This window comes from Anaerococcus sp. HMSC065G05, assembly GCF_001812365.1.
Lineage (GTDB): Bacteria > Bacillota > Clostridia > Tissierellales > Peptoniphilaceae > Anaerococcus > Anaerococcus vaginalis.
The window spans coordinates 77,785-93,406 of sequence record NZ_KV808723.1 but is presented as its reverse complement, the minus strand read 5'-3'; the positions used below and the strand labels follow the sequence as shown (position 1 = coordinate 93,406).

Here is a 15,622-nt window from a genome sequence, read left to right as displayed (position 1 = left end):
TATTATGCCTCCTCTACTTCTTCTTGTGTAAGAACTACGCCTATGTGAGATGATCTCTTAAGGATTGGATAAGCTGCACCCTTTGCCTTAGGTCTCCATCTTTTCATAGTTGGAGCGTCGTTTGCGAAGGCTTTTTTTACAATAAGATTTTCTCTAGATAATCCGTTATTGTTTTCTGCATTTGCTATTGCACTTTTAAGTACATCTGAAAGTAGTCTAGCACCTTTTTTATTTGTAAATCTTAAAATATTAAGTGCTTCGTCTACTTGTTTACCTCTAATTTCTCTACATATATAATTAACTTTAAGAGGAGATATTCTTACATATTTAGCTGTTGCTTTAACTTCCATTTATACTCTCCTAACTTAATTTTGATTTCATTTCTGTTGCTTTTTTAGCATGGCCTTTGAAAGTTCTTGTTGGAACGAACTCTCCAAGTTTATGTCCAACCATATCTTCTGTTATATATATTGGAACATGCTTTCTACCATCGTGAACTGCTATAGTATGTTCTACAAATTCAGGAAATATTGTAGAACGTCTTGACCAAGTTTTAACTACCTTTTTGTCATTTTTTTCATTTAATGCTTCAATTTTTTTCATTAAATGTTCATCGACAAAAGGTCCTTTTTTTAGTGATCTAGCCATTAAATCCCCCTATTTTTCGTTTCTTCTTCTTACTATATATTTAGAAGATTTATTTTTCTTTTTTCTTGTTTTAAGACCAAGTGCTGGTTTACCCCATGGTGTTGATGGTGCTGGTCTTCCTACTGGTGTTCTACCTTCACCACCACCGTGTGGATGGTCTACTGGGTTCATTGCTGATCCTCTTACGTGTGGTCTTTGTCCCAAGTATCTTGTTTTTCCAGCTTTACCAATTCTTACTAATTCGTGTTCAATATTTCCAACCATTCCAATTGTTGCTTTACAATCATTGTGGATTAGTCTTGTTTCTCCACTTGGTAATTTTACTGTTGCAAATCTTCCTTCTTTAGCCATAAGTTGAGCAGAAACTCCTGCACTTCTTACAAGGATTGCTCCTCTTCCTGCTTTAAGTTCAATATTGTGGATTTGTGTACCTACTGGAATATCTTTTAATTCAAGTGCATTACCTGGTTTAATATCTGCTTCTTTTCCACTTTCAACTACATCTCCAACTTTTAAATTTCTTGGAGCAAGTATATATCTTTTTTCTCCATCAGCATAAGCTAAAAGAGCAATATTTGCTGATCTGTTTGGATCATATTCAATAGCTTTTACTCTTGCTGGTATATTATCTTTGTTTCTTTTGAAATCAATGATTCTATATTTTCTTTTAGCTCCACCACCTCTATGGCGAACTGTTATTCTACCAGTATTGTTTCTTCCACCTGATTTTCTTAAATCAGTTGTTAGAGATTTTTCTGGTGCTTTTTTTGTAATTTCACTGTATGTCATAACAGACATATTTCTGTGTCCGTTTGATGTTGGTTTTAATTTTCTTATAGGCATTTAAATCCTCCCTACATTCCGTCGAAGTATTCAATTGCTTCAGAATCTTCAGTTAATGTAACATAAGCTTTTTTCCAATCAGCTTTTTTACCATAACCATATCTAGTTCTAACTTTTTTACCAGTAAAGTTTAAAGTTCTTACTTTTTTAACTTTTACTCCTTCAAAGATAGTTTCGATTGCGTGTTTGATTTCTGCTTTGTTTGCATTTTTGTCTACTTCAAAAGTGTATTTATTTTCTTCAATTAATTCCATACTTTTTTCAGTAATTATTGGTCTTTTTACTATATCGTAAGGTGATTTCATTATATAAATACCTCCTCAAGTTTGTTTATTGCATCTTTTGTAATAACAAGTTTGTCATGTCTTAAAAGATCATATACATTAATTAAGTTTGCTTTTTCTACGTTGCATCCTTCAATGTTTCTAAATGATCTATAAACTTTGTCATCATTTTCAGCAATAACTACATAAGCTTTTTTGCTTGCATTAATGTTATTTAAAATTTCATTAGCTTCTTTAGTTTTGTATGAATCAAGTTTTAATTCATCAAGTACGATTAATTCATTATCATTTACTTTTGAAGTTAAAACTGAGTAAAGAGCTTTTCTTCTCATTTTCTTAGGAATTTTGTAGCTATAGTCTCTTGGCTTTGGTGCAAATACAATTCCACCGCCTGTATAGTGAGGAGCTCTTATAGATCCTTGTCTAGCTCTACCTGTTCCTTTTTGTCTAAATGGCTTTCTTCCACCACCTCTTACTTCTGCACGAGTCTTAGCGGATTGTGTGCCTTGTCTTTTATTAGCTAGTTGGTTTTTAACTGTATCATAAACAGCTGTTTCAGCAATTTCTGCTGCAAAAAGAGTTTCATTTAACTCGATTTCACCAACATTTTCTCCTTTAATATTTAAAACTTCTACTTTAGGCATTTATTCCTCCTTATTATAGGCTCTTTGTTGCTTGTTTAACTTGAACAAGTCCACCTTTTGGTCCTGGAACTGCGCCTTTAACTAGGATGTAGCTGTCTTCTGTGTTTACTTTAACAACTTTTAGGTTTTGAACTGTTACACGTTCATGTCCCATTTTTCCAGAGCCTTTTCTACCTTTGAACACTCTAGCTGGATCAGAACCTGCCGCTCTTGCACCTGCTACTCTGTGTGATTTAGAACCGTGGCTTGCTGGTCCTCTTCCATAATTCCATCTTTTGATAGCACCTTGTGTTCCTTTTCCTTTAGAAATAGCAGTAATATCTACTAATTCGCCTTCTTCAAATTGGTCAACACTAAGTGTATCTCCAGGATTTAATTCAGATTTTTCATCAAGTCTAACTTCTCTTAAAAATCTTTTATAAGATGCGCCAGCCTTGTCAAAGTGTCCTTTGATAGGTTTTTTAACATTTTTTTCTTTTTTGTCATGATAACCGATTTGGATTGAATTGTAACCATCAACTTCTTCTGATTTAACTTGAACTATTACATTCTCATCAGCTTTAAGTACAGTTACAGGTGTAACAACACCATCTTCATCAATGACTTGAGTCATGCCTACTTTTGTTGTAAATATACTCTTCATTTGAGTACCTCCTTAATTACAGCGGATTGATCCAAAATTATTTGGAAAACCTTCAATCATTCTAATTACAGTTTTATTTCTATGTCAACACCAGCTGGTAAATTCAATTTCTTTAGAGAATCTAAAGTTTTTGCATTTGGTCCAATGATGTCGATTAATCTTTTGTGTGTTCTTTGTTCAAACTGTTCTCTTGAGTCTTTGTATTTGTGAACCGCACGAAGTATTGTTATAACTTCTTTTTCAGTTGGTAATGGAATAGGTCCACTTACTTTTGCTCCTGATCTTTTTACCGCTTCAACGATTTTCTCTGCAGAGCTGTCAATTATTTCATGATCATATGCTCTTAGTCTAATTCTTATCTTTTGATTAGCCATTTTTCCTCCTTTTGATGTGCCACCCTACCGGGCGTTTAATTATATTTGGAAAGCACTAGAGATTATTCTCTAGCTTGCTTGGTGGAAATTACCTTCCACATCTGGCTTAGTGTGAAAGCAACCTCCCACTTCATAGCACTTAAACATGATACAACAATTCATAAGAAAAATCAAGTGAATTTCCTAATTTTTTTAAAAAATTTTCAAGCATTTTCTTATAATTTTTGTACCAATCCGTTTTATTATATATGCCAAAGTGAAAATTTGCAAATTTTTATTTCTTACCTTATATATAGGAGATAAAAATAGAGAGTAAAAATTTTTTAAAAAAATTTTTCTACAACAAATCCAATAAAATCTATGTAGCATATTTATATAGCTAAAACGATAAGATTTATTATTTTTCTATATCAGTATATCTATGAATATAATCTTTTTCTTTTCTGTTTTTAAATCTCTCTACTATATTCTTTATATTCCCTTCTTAATAAATTATAAAATATTATTGTTTGTTTATTTTTTAATTCCTTGCTTATATTTAATTTAATTTTTCAGGTTATTTTCCTATTACAAGAGCAAAAGTTATTATTTATATTTTAAAGAAATAATTTTTTAAAACTAGTCCAAATTAACTTAAAAAAATTTTACAGTTAAACTAATTTATTTGAATTCCAATTTACTATATGTACACATGTTATGCATATCAATTTTGTTATTCAAAGAAACTTATTTACAACCCGAAATATTTGTACTATGATGCTAATAATAAGTTAATCAAGTGTTATATCATTTTAAGCTCTTAATACTGCGAATACCTTTACTTATTTCTACCTAAGTTAAATATATAAATTACTTATTTTCGAATGTTGAAAATTTTAATCATAATAAAAATGTTGCATTTTTAATAAGCTTAATATTTTTAATATTAGATTCATATATTAAAATTAAAAACAATCAAAGAGGTGAATTATGATACCATTTAATATATCAGAACAACTTATGTTTAATACTGTACGATTAGAGACTAAAGATGGTTCTTCTGGGACAGGTTTCTTTTTTGATTTTATATTTGATGATATTCGTGTTCCAATATTAGTTACAAATAAACATGTCTTAAATTACAATAAATCTGAAAATATAACATTTTATTTACACCTAAGAGAAGGTAGTGTTAACGAAACAATCGAAAGTTATCCTATAACTTTAACATCAGATTGGATTTTCCATTCAAATCAGGATCTATGCTTCACATTTATTAATCCAGTTTTTAAAGAAGTAAAGTCACGAACAGGTAAAGATGTATATTATGTTCCCGCTGAAGAAAGTATAATTCCAGATGAAGAAACTTTAAATAATCTATCTGCACTTGAAGAAATAGTCATGATTGGTTACCCAATAGGATTATGGGATAAGATAAATAATTATCCGATTTTTAGAAAAGGATATACATCTTCTCATCCTTCATATGATTTTAATAAAAAAGGAATTGCATTAGCTGACATAGCTGCATTTTCTGGTTCCTCAGGTTCTCCAATCTATATTGTAAATGAGGGAAGTTACAAAAATAAAAGTGGTGGTATAATCTTAGGGCAGAATAGGTTAATTTTCTTAGGAGTTTTATTTGCTGGTCCAACTATAAATACTAATGGTGAAATTGTTGCTATAGATATTCATACACAACAAAAAATAATAAGCAAGACTTCAATAATGACAAATTTAGGTTACTATATTAAATCTAATGAACTACTTAAATTTAAAAATATAATAAGGAATAAATTAATAAATTTAATTAAATACAAAATATACTTAACGCTTATAACTTTAATATGAAACTCAGTAAGTACACATACATTTTCTAAAAATTAAATGGAGCAGACCTTTACGGAATGCTCCATTTAATTTTAATTTAATAAATTGAATTTTTCTGACCTTAATGCTATATTATATAAAATTATGAAAGTCGTCATTGAAAATATTGATTAGAATTACATAATTATTCTGTTTACATCCACTGAATTTTTTTAAATATATTTTATAAAGAAATTCCTAATTGTCTCATCATGTCAAATAAAGTAATATATTTTACATCAAAAGCTTTAGCAACATCCGGTATTTTTGCTGATCTATTAGGTGTTTTTTTACTTAAACCACCTGAAGGAGACTCTAAGGTTACAATAGTATAATTGTTCGACTTTGCTGCCGCAATCAACCAAGGATCTGCGATATTTGTAGGAGCCCACTCCATCAACGCGCTCTCTTTATAAAATCCACATGTCTGAATATACTTTAACACAGATTGATAGTTATCAATAACAGACTTAGTTTTATGGTGACAAACATCAATTATATTTTCATTATCCTTTATCCATTTTGTAAGCTCATCATCACCATTTAAAACTTCATCTTTAATCTTATCTAGCAAAACTATCTGTTTTCTTTTAAATGCACATGCCACATTCTCCCAAAATGATGGAGCAATATCAAATCCATAGTATAATCTATACGGCGTCATTAGAGCATTTGCATCAATCAAAAATGTCTCTGAAGTATTTACCAATTGCTTACACCCCCTACTTTATTAACAACATTAGGAAATGTTTTTTTATTTGTATTGGTTAATCTAAAGGCTTCTGTATAACTAGTTCTCCCAATTGAAATACTTTCGCAAATAGCTCGAACTAGACTTTTATCCAATCTACTTGCAATAGTGCTATAATAATTTCCGCCTTTACCACTCTTATTTTTTTTGTTTTTATTGTATTTATCTATCATATAATCTGCCATTTTTTTGTAAGTAGAAAAATCAATAAATTTATTATCAAAAGCTCTTCTAGCAATTACAGTAACACCACAATGGAATACTCCCGCTATTTCGGAAAATTTATTATAATCATTTTTAGTAGTTTTTAACTTATTCCACTCAATTATAAATTCTTCATTAGGAACTAATAACTCAGCAGCCACTGCATTACATAAAGTTTCTACAGAAGATACAACAGTATCAGTATTTTGGCGATCATTAAATAAATCACTTGTTCCCAAAGCAATATGGGTAGCTTCATGTAATAAGGAAAATAGCCTTGCACCATGTGTATCTGATGCATTGATAAATATTAGAGGTGCCCAATCGTTAGCCATTGCAAATGCTCGAAATTCATTTGTATTCAAAGTACGATGTGTATTATTCCTTACAACTCCATTCATCATTACGACAACACCCGTTTGATTTAATAAATTTCTCCAATATTTAAAAGAATCTGTAACACTATCAGTACTCTTGTACCATTTTATAGGAGTTTCAAGATAAGATCTTATTAATTTTGCAATTTCAATTGGGTTATCTTGTTCCTTAGATAGACCAAGAAAAACACATTTATCAAATCCCATTTCTTGTCGATATGTTGCCATCCAATCCTGAATTGTTTCCATCTCAAAAACAGTATCGATAAGATCTCGGCTAGGATCTATTAAATCAACGCTATCTATCGTTCTATAATCAATTAAATTTATTTTCTCCTTTGGTGGTTTTTCTAAGAAAAAATATCCCAAAGGAATGCAAGACTTTTTACTAAACTCTTCAATCTGATTAAATGTAGGACTCTTCGTACCATCAAGCCATTTAATAATATTTTCAAGCAATTTTCCATCTATATTTTCTTTATTTGTCTGATTTAATGCCCAATTAATAATTTCAGGTTGAATATCAACTGCTATACTTGACATAAATTTACCTCCTTCCATTACTTCTTAATGACATTATACCATTTATTATATATTTAAAATTACTAATTTAAAAAATCAATATATTTTTTCTACTCTATTTGTTTTCTTTTAAATTATTGAATTAGCTTTCATTTATTCATTATCCTATAGATTTAATAATCTTATTAATAACAGTTTTATACTATGTATAATTACTAACTATTCTATTAGTTTTTACAATATTGATTACTAGATGCTTATAAAAACTATAATTCATATTCATTGATTTAAATTCAAATCGTATTTGCTTTGAGTCGTTTCATTTTTTATATTTTTATTTACATAATATTCTATTGGATTTTTTAATTTATTTTCAAAATATTTTTGGTAGCTTTCTAATATTTTTAATCTTTCTTTTTCGTATGGTATTTTTTTGTATTTTTCTTTTAAATATTTTTGATATTTTTCTATTCCTATATATTTATCTGTGATTGAATTGTCTAGCACTTGGATTAGTTTGTCGTAATCTGTGTAAGTATGGAATAGGAGAAAATTTTTTATTATTTTTTTATCTTTTTCTTCTAGATTATCTTCTCCTATAAAGGAGTCTATATCTTTTATTATAAAGGAATGGCTAAGATTGGTTTTTGCTGGAAAAAAATATGATTCTTTTCTTAAAATATAAAATCCTCTTATATTTTTTTCTAAATTGTTTTTATTTTCTTTTTTTCCAATTTCAAAAAGTGAGCCACAAGCAAAGGCTATGTCTTTGTCTAGTCCTAATTCTTTTGCCATCATTTTTGCTGTTTTGCCTATAATTTTTGATCTTCTTACCCAAGCTCCTATATTTTGGTTATCTTCTATTAAATAATAATTTATTTTGTCTTTGTTTGGAATATTTCCGTAATTTTCTTTATACATTTCTTTTTACTATCTTTCCGTAGGTATAAATTTTTTTGTCATCGTCTACAAATCTGTATGAAATTTCATTTTTGTTTTTGGATTTTTCTCCAAGTATATATTTTTTATCTCTTATTTCATTTTTATAAACTATATTTATAAATTCTATATCTTGGTCTTTGACTTTTGTAATTTCTCTTAATAAATCCATGTATGATGCGTTATTCACATGATAATTTGTGTCTATGTCAGCATATCTTATTTGAATTTTTTCTAAATTTGTAAATTCATCTCCATATTCGTGTGATTTTTCTTCATATATGGCTTTTTCTTTTTGGTAGGCTTTTGCTATTTCTTTTGGAATTTTTATTGGTCGCATTTTTTTAAGGTCAAAAAGCAAAAACACGCAATAGGCTTCTACAATTTCTTCATTATCTCTTTCTATGATAAAGTTTCTGTAAGCGTAGAATTTTTTCATATCAATAGCAAAGGTGGTAATTTTTATTTTATCTTTTGCTTTTATGGGCTTTTTGATTTTTATATCCCAAGAATAAACTATCCACCTCTTATCTTCCATGATTTTTTCATCTTCTACTTCTTCTGCTTGATCAAAGGATACTTCAAACATTAAAGACAAAAGATATTTATTTTTTAAATATCCCTCGCTATTTGCAAGAAATCTTTCTACTTCAAATTCTTTTGTTTTTCTCATTTTATTCCTTTCTGTATATATTTTTGATTATGGTAAATGCCATAAAAAATCCCAAAAATAAACTTGTTACCAAGAGTGCTTTTAAAATATTTTTATCAATCTCTACAAATGCCAAGCCCAAAAGTGATGAGGCAATTATTAGGCAAAGTCCAAGAAAAATTATAGCTTGTGTTTTTTGATTTTCAGTTTTTTCATAGGACTTTCTTTCTTCTTCACTTTTTTGGTCGATTATCCTAAAATCTCCTCTTGCTAGTTGCCTTAAAATATTTAGGGTTGTTTGTGGAAATTCTTTTATTAATGAGTAGGTATCATACATTTTTGGTCTAATTCTATCCAAAACTAAGTCTGGACTAAAAATTTTAAAAACCATAGATTTTGCTATTGGAAGGGCAAGTTCTAGGAATGATTCTTTGTAAACTAATTTTTCGATTAAGCCTTCCAAAATTAAAACTGTTTTTGCAAAATTTGTAAGCTCTGATGGAATTTTTATGGAATAATCTACCAAAAGCGTATAAAAATCTCTAATCAAATCTGCAAGTTTCATTTGATTTAGGCTCATTACCATGTATTTATCCAAAAGTTTTTGAATTCTTTTTTCAAAATCCCCAATTTTTTTGGAATCAAATTCCAAAAGTCCCATGCCAATTATAGCATCAGTTATAAGTTTTACTTCATTAAAACTTGCTCCCAAAAATATTTTCATTATTTGATAGCGATAATTTTCCGATAAATTTCCCACAATTCCAAAATCTATCAAATAAATATTTAAATTTTCGTCTACAAAAATATTTCCAGGATGAGGATCAGCGTGAAAATATCCATAAGTAAACATTTGATTTACATAAGCTCCTATGATTTTTTCAGCTAATTCTTTTCTAATATCTGACCTTTTTTCATAAACCGATCTTATAGATCTGCCGTCAATATATTCCATTGTCAAGACTTTTTTGCTTGAATATGAATCATAGACGTCAGGAGAAAGAAGGTCTTTTTTTTGAATATTTAATTTTCTGTATTTTTTTATATTATTTTTTTCAACTTCAAAGTCAATTTCTCTAATTAGGGAAAGAGAAAATTCTTGGATAATTTCTCCAAAATTAAAAGATTTTATTTCTTCAAGTTTTATTTCGAGTTTTTTATAAAGATCATTCATTATTTTCAAATCTTCAACAACTCTTTTGTCCATATCTTTTCTTTGAATTTTGACAACAACTTTTCTCTCAAGAGAGCCAACTTTTATAGTTGCCAAGTGGGTTTGGGCAATTGAGCCTGATGCAAGTGGTTTTTTTTCAAATTCATCAAAGACATCATAAATATCTTTTGAAAATTCTTCATAAAAAACTTCTTTTATATTTTCAAAATCTTCTTCTTTTACATCATCTTGTAATTTTTCAAGCTCTGTAATTATATTTTCTGAAAATATATCCCTTCTTGTAGATAATAATTGTCCAAATTTTACAAAAACAGGTCCCAATTCTTCGAACAAGCTCCTCAAATTTTTGCCAAAATGACTTTCAAGCTCGCTTAAATCTTTTGAATTTTCTCCCTTATTTTTCAAAAGTTTTCTGCCGTCCAAAATAATATTTAGACTTATAAATTTTTTTATTATCTCAAGTTTTCTTTTTTTGTATCCCATTTTATTCTCAACTTCTATTTTCTATCTTTTCATATTTTATTTTATTTTTCTCCAAAAGTTCTATTGCATAAGGATCAATTCTATAATCATTTGAATAATAAATTTCTTTAATGCCCGCTTGAATCAGACTTTTTGTGCAATTTAAGCAAGGAAAATGAGTTACATAGCAAATAGAATTTTTGACAGGAATTCCTTCTTTTGCACAATACAAAAGCGCATTCATTTCTGCATGAATTGTTGCAATACAATGACCATCTCTCATCGTATGCCCAACTTCATCACAATGTGGATTTCCTTTTATTGAACCATTGTAGCCTGTAGAAATAATTCTATTTTCGCCATTTACAAGAACGCAACCAACATAAGCCCTATCGCAAGTTCCCCTAAGAGCAACCATGTGAGCAAGTTTTATAAAATATTCATTCCAAGTCAACCTATCTTTTGCCATAATTTCACTCCTTAATTTTTTTCTTTATTCTATTTTACCAAATTTAAAATTTTAATCACACAAAAAGACTGAAGATCGACTTCAGCCCCATATAATTTGTAAAGTATTCAAACCCTCATGCTAAGAATATCATACGGAAAAAATTGATATGATTTCAAATTTGAAAATTCGTTAAAAATCGCACTGTTTGAGAGCGTAGCTTGAGTTTGCGATTTTAGAATTTTGAAATTTAGAAATCAACAATTTTTGGAGTTAGATATTCGTGCTTGAGGGTTTGTTTACGCTTTGAGACTTAAAATCATCTCCAGCCTTTTAATTTTTTAAACTTTTAATTTTAACTTAAACAAAATATTAAATATTTTTGTAAAGACAAAAATTAAAATTGCAAATATTACAAAATTAATTATAGAGAATCCTTTGAAAACAGATTGTTGAAAAATCATTGTTCCACCACATGCGCAAAGCAAAATTATTAAAACTTTCGCAAGATTTTCAATAGGTTTTAACAAAACCATCTTTCCAGATTTTTCTGTTTTTGTTTTTTCTATCAAAGAATATGAAACTATAAATACAAGCAAGGAAAATATTATTAATCCAGCCAAAGCTAAGTAAGAATTATCATAATTTGAAGCAGGTCTTAAAATAACTTTAATTATTTTGTTAAAATAAGATGTATCATTAGGGATTTTATTTTCAATTAAATATATTAAAGACCTTTCATATAAAGATGCACCTTTGAATAACATATTTAAACTGTCCCATATACCATTTACAATATCAATAAAGAAAAAGGTCATTACGCCTAGTCCAACATGACCTAAAATATTTCCTGCCATAAAACCTACTGACAAAATTGTAAGATAAATAGCTGACAAAAATCCAAAATTTTTCAAATTTCCTGGAATATATTTGACGCCAGTTTTTAAAATTTCAAAATTTGAAGTTTTTACTATCATATAATTTAAAATTGAGCTTATCAAAACAAATCCAAAAATAATTACAAGCCCAAATATAATTTTCATTAGAAAATCTTTTTTCTTTGTCCATGGATAAGTTCTGGCAAATTCATAATAAGAAGTTGAATGCTCCATTGATGAAAATAAAAATCCCAAAACTAAAACCACAATCATACCCGTAATACTTATAGGAATTGAAAAGAAATTATTCGTTTTTTCCTTCATCTCTTTTGACAAATATTTATAGCTAGTTAGGTTTTGCAAATATTCTCCATTTTTTAATTGATATTCATCATATTTTTTCATTTCCTCTTCACTTGCTTTTGAAAAATCAAAATTATCATACTTGCCATATTCATATTTTTTTGCCATTTTTTTAAAAATAATATCATTTTTTTCAAAGAATTCTTTATCTATTACTACATCTTTTTTGTATTTCTTGCCTGTATTTGCCATGATATTTATTTTATTTGTAACATCAACCAAAGAATCGTGTTTTTCTTCCAAGGTATTTGTTTGGAAAACTCCATAAAAAAGAAGGCTAACTAAAACAGCAAGAATTATCCAAAATCCATTTCTTATTGTAAGAATTTTAATTTCTTTCTTAAAGTCTTTCATTATTTACTCCTTCCCTTCTCCCAATAGAAATTATCCTCAATTTTTGATTCCAAAACATCAAATTGTACAATAGATTCATTTCTTTTTATATCATCAAGAATATTTTCCCTATTATCAATCAAAATTGTATAAACTCTTCCCAAATGAAATCTCAAAACAGATTTTTCAAGAATTTTTGGATCTAATTCATCCTTTACAACCACTTGCAACTTAACAAATTTTTCCTTATTTTGATAAAGATTTGTAAGTTTTCCTTCCTTAGAAAGATAGAGAGTTTCATCAGCAACTTTTGCCAACTCTTCAAGCTCGTGGCTTGATGCAAGAACAGTTCTTCCTTCTTCTTTCAAATCTAAAATATAAGTAAGAATAATTTCCTTATTTAAAACATCCATCCCATCAAGAATTTCATCCAAAAGAATCACTTTTGCATTTGTAGAAATAGTAGCCAAAAGCCCAATCAAATTTTTATATCCTTTTGAAAAAGATCTCAAAGATTTTTTTAAATCTATATTATTTTTTTCAAGCTCTTTTTTTGCAAATTTTTTGTTGAAATTCGGATAAATAACTTCATAATATTCAAGCATTTTTTCAACCGATATATAATCAAAATAATCAAACCTATCAGGCAAATAAACAATATTTTCCAATATGTGCTTATCCTCCGCACAAGATTTTCCAAAAACATTAACCTTGCCCAAATCTTTTTGAAAAATATCAGCCATTACTTTTAAAAGAGTAGTTTTGCCAGAGCCATTTCTTCCAACCAAAGCATATATTTTTCCTTCTTCCAAAGAAAAATTTACATCTTCCAAAACCTTATTTTCCCCAAAAGATTTATAAAGGCTCATTACTTCCACAGCCATTAGAGTCCTCCTTACTTTTTTCATAAATTTCTTTTATCTTTTCAAAACTTATTCCATAAAAAATACATTTTAAAAAAATATCGTAGAGTTTTTTCTCGAGTTTTTCTTTTTTTACATCAATTATTTCATCATCTAAACTTACAAAAGTCCCAAGACCTTTTTTTGTAAGCAAAATTCCTTCTTCTTTTAATTTGTTGTAGGCTTTTTGAACGGTAGATTGATTAATCAAAAGAGCTTTTGATAAATCTCTTACAGATGGCATCGTGTCGCCATCAATCAAAATTCCTTGAGCAATCATTAATTTTGTTTGCTCAACAATTTGTTCATTCAAAGGAATTTGAGATGAGCTATTCAAATCAAACATAAAAACCCCTTCCTATAATTTCTGTATGGTGTATGGCGTATCTCCACACACTTCTTAATTCAATTATAACTAGATTTTTTTTCTTGTCAAATATTTTTTTGAAATTTATTTTAAAATTTTTCAAAGAAAAAAACCTAGATAAAACTAGGTTCAGGTATTGCCAAAGTACACGAATCCTCATGCTAAGAATATCATACGGAAAAAATTGATTTGATTTCAAATTTAAAAATTCGTCAAAAATCGCACTGTTTGAGAGCGTAGCTCGAGTTTGCGATTTTAGAATTTTGAAATTTAGAAATCAACAATTTTTGGAGTCCGATATTCGTGCTTGAGGGTTTGTCTACATTTTGAATCCTAGCTTGTAACTAGGTTTACATTAATGGGGCAAATGGTTTTACTATGAAAGCTATTATTTTTTTATAAATTGGATAAGATTTTACATCGTCAAGGCTTATTTGTTTTCCTATATCAAAACTTATTTCAAAATCTTTTAATATTTCATTAATTACTGGATGTTTGTGAATATAAACTCCGCATTCAAAATTTAAATAAAGAGCTCTATAATCTACATTTACTGATCCTACTACTGCTTTTTCATTATCTGAAACCCAAGTTTTTGCATGGATAAATCCTGGCAAATATTCATATATTTTAACTCCGGATTCAATTAATTTTTTGTAATGAGATTTTGCTAGCATATAGGGAATTTTTTTGTCTGGAATTGCTGGAAGAATTATTCTTACATCTACTCCTCTTTTTGCTGCAAAAGTTAAAGATTTTGTCATTTCATTATCTATAATTAAATAAGGCGTCATGATATAGGCGTAATCTTTTGCTGTATCTAGTATGTGCATATAAATATTTTTGAAAAATCTTTCTTTTCTAATCGGATTATCTCCAACTCCTATCATATAGCCTTGTGACTTTTGTGGATATGTTTGTAAATATCTTTTTAAATCTTCTTTTTCTTCGCTATCCCACAATTGCAAAAACATAATTGTAAATGATTGAACTACTGGGCCTTTTAATCTTATAAAAGTATCTTTCCAATGCCCAAACCTTTCTTCTACATTTATATATTCGTCAGCCAAATTTACTCCGCCTGTAAAAGCTACTTTGCCATCTACTACCAAAATTTTTCTATGATCTCTGTTGTTGTGGTAGGTTGATATAATTGGAATTATTGGAGAAAAAACTTTGCATTTTATTCCAAGATTTTCCATCTCTTCTGGAAAATTTTTTGGTAGATTTAAAATTGCATTTGTTCCATCATACATAAGTCTTACTTCAACTCCTTCACTTGCTTTTTGTGCAAGCTCTTCTAGAATTGTCCCCCAAAAATATCCTTGGTGTATTATAAAAAATTCTACAAAAATAAAATCCTTGGCACTTCTTATTGCCTCAATAATATCATTAACTGCATCATCTCCAACTCTGTAATATTTTGCATCATTATTTTTGCTTACAGGATATGAGCCGTAATCATTTAAATATTTTACTAAATTATAAAATTCCTTATCTTCATTTTTTAATTCTTCTACCAAATCTTCATCGATTGTGTGCAGATAATTGGTTTCTTCTTCGCTATCCATAATTGAGCTTTCTTCAAGTTTTTTCCCTATATCAATTCTTGATAAGATAAAAAACATAATTCCAAAAGTTGGGAAGGCTGCAATTAGAAAAAACCAAGAAAGTTTTTCGTAAGGATTTACATCCATTGACAAAATCACAAGCAAAGAAATTGCCGCTATCAATGCTGATGATCCAAAAATTACAGATGGATCGATTGAAAGATGTCTAAGTATTGCCATAAAAATAAAAATTTGAGCAAGTACCAATAAAACATACAAACCCGCCCTGCCAAAAACAACTTTCAATAAAGATGATTTTGTTTTTTCAACAAATTTGTTATCGTTTAATATTTTTTTAATTTTTTCATTATATTTTTTCATATTGTTATTATACTTTTTCATGATATTATTATACC

At 28.5% G+C, this 15,622-nt stretch carries 18 protein-coding genes; 1 reads left to right on the top strand and 17 read right to left on the bottom strand.

The genetic code is table 11. The annotated features are described in order from the left end of the window. Positions 1-2: 2 nt before the first annotated feature. The 7 genes from rplV to rpsJ form a co-directional block, all read right to left on the bottom strand. Positions 3-350, bottom strand: a complete 348-nt coding sequence (rplV, locus tag HMPREF2852_RS07800) for a 50S ribosomal protein L22 (RefSeq protein WP_004838108.1) — start codon at positions 348-350, stop codon at positions 3-5. Between the two features lie 10 nt (positions 351-360). After that, positions 361-648: a 30S ribosomal protein S19 gene (gene rpsS, locus HMPREF2852_RS07795; RefSeq protein ID WP_004838107.1), complete on the bottom strand. Its 288-nt coding sequence runs from the start codon at positions 646-648 to the stop codon at positions 361-363. Between the two features lie 9 nt (positions 649-657). Then, positions 658-1,491, bottom strand: a complete 834-nt coding sequence (gene rplB, locus HMPREF2852_RS07790) for a 50S ribosomal protein L2 (protein ID WP_004838106.1) — start codon at positions 1,489-1,491, stop codon at positions 658-660. Between the two features lie 11 nt (positions 1,492-1,502). Next, the gene (gene rplW, locus HMPREF2852_RS07785) at positions 1,503-1,796 is read right to left on the bottom strand and encodes a 50S ribosomal protein L23 (RefSeq protein WP_004838105.1); all 294 of its coding nucleotides are present in this window, start codon (positions 1,794-1,796) and stop codon (positions 1,503-1,505) included. Beyond that, the gene (gene rplD / locus HMPREF2852_RS07780) at positions 1,796-2,419 is read right to left on the bottom strand and encodes a 50S ribosomal protein L4 (protein ID WP_070607396.1); all 624 of its coding nucleotides are present in this window, start codon (positions 2,417-2,419) and stop codon (positions 1,796-1,798) included. The genes rplW and rplD overlap by 1 nt, the downstream gene beginning before the upstream one ends. 13 nt (positions 2,420-2,432) lie before the next feature. Next, on the bottom strand, positions 2,433-3,062 hold the full coding sequence (gene rplC, locus HMPREF2852_RS07775) for a 50S ribosomal protein L3 (RefSeq protein WP_004838103.1): 630 nt from the start codon (positions 3,060-3,062) through the stop codon (positions 2,433-2,435). Positions 3,063-3,127: 65 nt separating this feature from the next. Beyond that, positions 3,128-3,436 (bottom strand): 30S ribosomal protein S10, encoded by a 309-nt coding sequence (gene rpsJ, locus HMPREF2852_RS07770; protein ID WP_004815458.1) that lies wholly within the window; start codon positions 3,434-3,436, stop codon positions 3,128-3,130. A 969-nt stretch (positions 3,437-4,405) separates the two neighbouring features. Here rpsJ and HMPREF2852_RS07765 point away from each other — a divergent pair. Next, the gene (locus HMPREF2852_RS07765; RefSeq protein ID WP_070607393.1) at positions 4,406-5,266 is read left to right on the top strand and encodes a serine protease family protein; all 861 of its coding nucleotides are present in this window, start codon (positions 4,406-4,408) and stop codon (positions 5,264-5,266) included. A 202-nt stretch (positions 5,267-5,468) separates the two neighbouring features. Here the strand turns inward: HMPREF2852_RS07765 and HMPREF2852_RS07760 are convergent, their stop codons facing one another. From HMPREF2852_RS07760 to cls, 10 genes are all read right to left on the bottom strand, one after another. Then, on the bottom strand, positions 5,469-5,993 hold the full coding sequence (locus tag HMPREF2852_RS07760; protein ID WP_083306983.1) for a DUF4411 family protein: 525 nt from the start codon (positions 5,991-5,993) through the stop codon (positions 5,469-5,471). Then, positions 5,987-7,159 (bottom strand): ImmA/IrrE family metallo-endopeptidase, encoded by a 1,173-nt coding sequence (locus HMPREF2852_RS07755; protein ID WP_070607390.1) that lies wholly within the window; start codon positions 7,157-7,159, stop codon positions 5,987-5,989. Before HMPREF2852_RS07755 ends, HMPREF2852_RS07760 begins: the two co-directional genes overlap by 7 nt. A gap of 258 nt (positions 7,160-7,417) precedes the next feature. Continuing rightward, entirely contained in the window at positions 7,418-8,059 is a 642-nt protein-coding gene (locus HMPREF2852_RS07750) for an HD domain-containing protein (RefSeq protein ID WP_070607387.1), read from the bottom strand. Next, complete coding sequence (locus HMPREF2852_RS07745; protein WP_070607384.1) at positions 8,052-8,750, bottom strand: acyl-ACP thioesterase domain-containing protein; 699 nt, start codon at positions 8,748-8,750, stop codon at positions 8,052-8,054. Before HMPREF2852_RS07745 ends, HMPREF2852_RS07750 begins: the two co-directional genes overlap by 8 nt. A 1-nt stretch (position 8,751) precedes the next feature. Then, complete coding sequence (locus HMPREF2852_RS07740) at positions 8,752-10,386, bottom strand: ABC1 kinase family protein (RefSeq protein WP_070607381.1); 1,635 nt, start codon at positions 10,384-10,386, stop codon at positions 8,752-8,754. A 7-nt stretch (positions 10,387-10,393) separates the two neighbouring features. Continuing rightward, entirely contained in the window at positions 10,394-10,834 is a 441-nt protein-coding gene (locus HMPREF2852_RS07735; protein ID WP_070607378.1) for a deoxycytidylate deaminase, read from the bottom strand. A 320-nt stretch (positions 10,835-11,154) separates the two neighbouring features. Then, entirely contained in the window at positions 11,155-12,408 is a 1,254-nt protein-coding gene (locus HMPREF2852_RS07730) for a hypothetical protein (RefSeq protein ID WP_070607375.1), read from the bottom strand. Continuing rightward, entirely contained in the window at positions 12,408-13,271 is an 864-nt protein-coding gene (locus HMPREF2852_RS07725; RefSeq protein ID WP_070607371.1) for an ATP-binding cassette domain-containing protein, read from the bottom strand. Before HMPREF2852_RS07725 ends, HMPREF2852_RS07730 begins: the two co-directional genes overlap by 1 nt. Then, positions 13,243-13,635: a GntR family transcriptional regulator gene (locus HMPREF2852_RS07720; RefSeq protein ID WP_070607368.1), complete on the bottom strand. Its 393-nt coding sequence runs from the start codon at positions 13,633-13,635 to the stop codon at positions 13,243-13,245. Before HMPREF2852_RS07720 ends, HMPREF2852_RS07725 begins: the two co-directional genes overlap by 29 nt. Before the next feature lie 371 nt (positions 13,636-14,006). Then, positions 14,007-15,587 (bottom strand): cardiolipin synthase, encoded by a 1,581-nt coding sequence (cls, locus tag HMPREF2852_RS07715; protein ID WP_070607499.1) that lies wholly within the window; start codon positions 15,585-15,587, stop codon positions 14,007-14,009. Positions 15,588-15,622 lie beyond the last annotated feature (35 nt).

What these genes read in the sequence shown, in the direction of transcription:
- cls (WP_070607499.1), bottom strand. Translation starts at nt 15,587, where the DNA reads ATGAAAAAATATAATGAAAAAATTAAAAAAATATTAAACGATAACAAA.
- rplD (WP_070607396.1), bottom strand. Translation starts at nt 2,419, where the DNA reads ATGCCTAAAGTAGAAGTTTTAAATATTAAAGGAGAAAATGTTGGTGAA.
- HMPREF2852_RS07720 (WP_070607368.1), bottom strand. Translation starts at nt 13,635, where the DNA reads ATGTTTGATTTGAATAGCTCATCTCAAATTCCTTTGAATGAACAAATT.
- rplV (WP_004838108.1), bottom strand. Translation starts at nt 350, where the DNA reads ATGGAAGTTAAAGCAACAGCTAAATATGTAAGAATATCTCCTCTTAAA.
- rpsS (WP_004838107.1), bottom strand. Translation starts at nt 648, where the DNA reads ATGGCTAGATCACTAAAAAAAGGACCTTTTGTCGATGAACATTTAATG.
- rplB (WP_004838106.1), bottom strand. Translation starts at nt 1,491, where the DNA reads ATGCCTATAAGAAAATTAAAACCAACATCAAACGGACACAGAAATATG.
- HMPREF2852_RS07765 (WP_070607393.1), top strand. Translation starts at nt 4,406, where the DNA reads ATGATACCATTTAATATATCAGAACAACTTATGTTTAATACTGTACGA.
- HMPREF2852_RS07725 (WP_070607371.1), bottom strand. Translation starts at nt 13,271, where the DNA reads ATGGCTGTGGAAGTAATGAGCCTTTATAAATCTTTTGGGGAAAATAAG.
- rpsJ (WP_004815458.1), bottom strand. Translation starts at nt 3,436, where the DNA reads ATGGCTAATCAAAAGATAAGAATTAGACTAAGAGCATATGATCATGAA.
- HMPREF2852_RS07735 (WP_070607378.1), bottom strand. Translation starts at nt 10,834, where the DNA reads ATGGCAAAAGATAGGTTGACTTGGAATGAATATTTTATAAAACTTGCT.
- HMPREF2852_RS07730 (WP_070607375.1), bottom strand. Translation starts at nt 12,408, where the DNA reads ATGAAAGACTTTAAGAAAGAAATTAAAATTCTTACAATAAGAAATGGA.
- HMPREF2852_RS07740 (WP_070607381.1), bottom strand. Translation starts at nt 10,386, where the DNA reads ATGGGATACAAAAAAAGAAAACTTGAGATAATAAAAAAATTTATAAGT.
- HMPREF2852_RS07745 (WP_070607384.1), bottom strand. Translation starts at nt 8,750, where the DNA reads ATGAGAAAAACAAAAGAATTTGAAGTAGAAAGATTTCTTGCAAATAGC.
- HMPREF2852_RS07755 (WP_070607390.1), bottom strand. Translation starts at nt 7,159, where the DNA reads ATGTCAAGTATAGCAGTTGATATTCAACCTGAAATTATTAATTGGGCA.
- HMPREF2852_RS07750 (WP_070607387.1), bottom strand. Translation starts at nt 8,059, where the DNA reads ATGTATAAAGAAAATTACGGAAATATTCCAAACAAAGACAAAATAAAT.
- rplC (WP_004838103.1), bottom strand. Translation starts at nt 3,062, where the DNA reads ATGAAGAGTATATTTACAACAAAAGTAGGCATGACTCAAGTCATTGAT.
- rplW (WP_004838105.1), bottom strand. Translation starts at nt 1,796, where the DNA reads ATGAAATCACCTTACGATATAGTAAAAAGACCAATAATTACTGAAAAA.